Below are 3,179 nucleotides of genomic sequence, written 5' to 3' on the forward strand. Positions count from 1 at the left end.
CGCTCGGCCGGGTCTGGGTGGCCGGCTGGGCCGTGGCGCTCACCGGCGAGCAGGCCCGCGAGGCCGCCCTGGACTACGCCGACTCCGACCCGGCACCCGATCTGCTCGACGTGGGCGACTCCCAGGTCCTGCACCGGATGGAGGTCGCCGAGGTGCGCTACGAACGCAACGGCGTGCTGGTCGACGTCGACCCGGACGACTACGCCCTGGCCGGCCCCGACCCGCTGCGCACCATCGAGTTCGACCTGATCGCCGACCTCGCCGACCACCACGTCGACGAGATGGCCGGCTACGTCCGCCGCCAGCTCGGCCCGGCCGCCCGCCCCGGCGACGAGCCCAGGGTCGTGCGCCTGGACCGGTACGGCTTCATGGTCCGCCTGGGCGACCGGCTCGCCCGGCTGGCCTTCCCGCGCCCGGTCACCGACCGCCACGACCTGGCCCACCTGCTGCACCCGGTGCTCTGTCACCGGTGCACCCGTGACAGCGAGGCCGAAACAATCCGCTGATCGGATGTTCACCCCGAAGTGGTCCCGGCGGTAGACCGTAAGGACCAGGATGGTCGTCGGCGCAACGGCGCCCGGACCGATGGAGGCATCATGGGAACGATCACCACATCCGACGGTACGGAGATCTTCTACAAGGACTGGGGCTCGGGCCAGCCGATCGTCTTCAGCCACGGCTGGCCGTTGTCGGCCGACGACTGGGACACCCAGCTGCTGTTCTTCGTCCAGCACGGCTACCGGGTCATCGCCCATGACCGGCGCGGACACGGGCGATCCACGCAGACCAGCGACGGCCACGACATGGACCACTACGCCGACGACCTGGCCGCCCTGACCGCCCACCTCGACCTGCACGACGCTGTGCACGTCGGACACTCCACCGGCGGCGGCGAGGTCGTGCACTACATCGCCCGCCACGGCGAGTCCCGGGTGGCCAAGGCGGTGCTGATCAGCGCGGTCCCGCCGCTGATGGTGCAGACCGAGGCCAACCCCGGCGGCCTGCCCAAGAGCGTCTTCGACGACCTCCAGGCGCAGCTGGCCGCCGGCCGGTCCGACTTCTACCGGGCCCTGCCGTCCGGCCCGTTCTACGGCTTCAACCGCCCCGGCGTGGAGCCCTCCGAGGCGATCATCCAGAACTGGTGGCGGCAGGGGATGATGGGCGGGGCCAAGGCGCACTACGACGGCATCGTCGCCTTCTCGCAGACCGACTTCACCGAGGACCTCAAGAAGATCACGGTGCCGGTCCTGGTCATGCACGGCGACGACGACCAGATCGTGCCGTACGCCGACTCCGCGCCGCTGTCCGCGAAGCTGGTGCAGAACGGGACGCTGAAGACCTATGCCGGTTTCCCGCACGGGATGCCGACCACGCAGGCCGAGACGATCAACGCCGACCTGCTGGCCTTCCTGCAGTCCTGACGTGGGCCACCGCCCCGGCGGCGCAAGTCAGGCGTCGAAGACGCCCGGCAGGTCACCCGTCAGGTAGCGCTGCACGGTCGGGCCGATCGCGGCCACCAGCCGTTCGGCCGGGGCGGAGGCCACCGGCTCGACCTTGAGCAGGTAGCGGATCATCGCGAGGCCGCCGATCTGGGTGGCGACCAGCGCCGCCCGGGTCGGTGCCTCCTTCTCGTCGATGTCCAGCTCGGCGATCGCGCGGCGCAGCACCTGGGTGACCACGAACTCGCGCATCAGCCGGGCCGTCCACTCGTTGCTCATCGCCGAGCGCATCAGGGCCACCGCGGCCACGCCGGCGGGGGAGTCCCAGATCCGCAGCACCAGGGCGACGAGCCGCTCGCCCGCCTGCTCACGGGGCCCGGCCATCGCCTCCGGGATCAGCTCGGCCGGGTTGATCGGTGAGTTCATCGACGCCAGGAAGAGCTTCTCCTTGGTGCCGAAGTAGTGGTGGACCAGGGCCGGGTCGACCCCGGCGGCGGCGGCGATGGCCCGTACCGAGGCCTTGTCGAAGCCGGCCTCGGCGAACACGGTGCGGGCGGATTCCAGGATGGACTGCTTGGTGTCCTGGTTGCCCGGACGCCGCCCGCTACGCCGTACCAAAAGAGCTCCTTGTCAGGGGGTGCGGCGCCGCAGCGTCGCGGCGGCCAGGACCAGCGCGACGACCACCGCACCGAGCACGACCGTCAGGTCGCGCCACATCGTCGTGGTGGCGTCGGGGTGGGCTCCGACCTGGGTCAACGCCTCGATCGCGTACGACAGCGGCAGCACGTCCGAGGTCGCCTGCAGCCAGCCGGCCATCTGCCCGCGCGGCACGAACAGCCCGCACAGCAGGATCTGCGGCACGACCACCACCGGTAGGAACTGTACGGCCTGGAACTCGGTGCGTGCGAAGGCGCTGCAGAACAGCCCGAGCGCCACCCCGAGCACCGCGTTGACCACGGCGATCAGCACGACCAGCCCGGCGGTGCCGACCGTGTCCAGCCCCAGCGCCCAGTACGCCACCGCCACCGCGACCCCGGCCTGCACCGCCGCGGCCAGCCCGAACGCGAGCCCGTAGCCGAAGAGCAGATCGAGCTTGCCCAGCGGGGTGGTGAGCAGCCGTTCCAGGGTGCCGGTGGTGCGTTCGCGCAGCATCGCGATGCTGGTCACCAGGAACATGATCACGAACGGGAAGATCCCGAGCATGACCAGGGCGATGCGGTCGAAGGTGCCACCCGCGCCGTCGTACATGAAATAGAGCAGGACCAGCAGGACCGCCGGCACGACGACCAGCAGGGCCACCGTGCGCCGGTCGTGCCGCAGCTGCCGCAGGATGCGCGCGGCCGTGGAGAGAGTGATCCGCAGACTCATGCCGCCGCCACCTCCCGGTCGCGGATGAGGCGCAGGAAGGCCTCTTCCAGGTCGTCGGTGCCGGCCGCGGCGCGGATCGCGTCGGGGGAGTCGTCGCCGATCAGCCGGCCCTCGCGGATCAGCAGCAGCCGGTCGCAGCGCCCGGCCTCGTCCATCACGTGGCTCGAGACCAGCAGGGTCGTGCCCGCCGCGGCCAGCGCGTGGAACTTCGCCCACAGGTCGGCCCGCAGCACCGGGTCCTGCCCGACGGTGGGCTCGTCCAGCACCAGCAGCCGGGGCGCGCCGATCATCGCGCAGCCCAGCGAGGCCCGGCTGCGCTGGCCGCCGGACAGGTTGCCGACCAGCTGACCGGCCGCGCCGGCCAGGCCGACG

General features: G+C 71.6%; 5 protein-coding genes. 2 read left to right on the forward strand and 3 right to left on the reverse strand.

The window, feature by feature from the left end; genetic code table 11:
- On the forward strand, positions 1–506 hold a 506-nt coding region (locus tag AB0C29_RS40545; RefSeq protein WP_360832284.1), incomplete at its 5' end, for a DUF2470 domain-containing protein.
- A gap of 90 nt (positions 507–596) precedes the next feature.
- Positions 597–1,421: an alpha/beta hydrolase gene (locus tag AB0C29_RS40550; protein WP_360832286.1), complete on the forward strand. Its 825-nt coding sequence runs from the start codon at positions 597–599 to the stop codon at positions 1,419–1,421.
- A 27-nt stretch (positions 1,422–1,448) separates the two neighbouring features.
- Here AB0C29_RS40550 and AB0C29_RS40555 read toward each other — a convergent pair whose 3' ends face one another.
- The 3 genes from AB0C29_RS40555 to AB0C29_RS40565 all read right to left on the reverse strand — a co-directional run.
- Complete coding sequence (locus AB0C29_RS40555; RefSeq protein ID WP_360832289.1) at positions 1,449–2,057, reverse strand: TetR family transcriptional regulator; 609 nt, start codon at positions 2,055–2,057, stop codon at positions 1,449–1,451.
- Positions 2,058–2,069: 12 nt separating this feature from the next.
- Positions 2,070–2,807 (reverse strand): ABC transporter permease, encoded by a 738-nt coding sequence (locus AB0C29_RS40560; RefSeq protein WP_360832292.1) that lies wholly within the window; start codon positions 2,805–2,807, stop codon positions 2,070–2,072.
- A partial coding sequence (locus AB0C29_RS40565) for an ATP-binding cassette domain-containing protein (RefSeq protein WP_360832294.1) occupies positions 2,804–3,179 on the reverse strand: 376 nt, incomplete at its 5' end. The genes AB0C29_RS40565 and AB0C29_RS40560, both read right to left, overlap by 4 nt.

It is taken from the genome of Actinoplanes sp. NPDC048791, from assembly GCF_040650095.1.
Classification (GTDB): domain Bacteria; phylum Actinomycetota; class Actinomycetes; order Mycobacteriales; family Micromonosporaceae; genus Actinoplanes.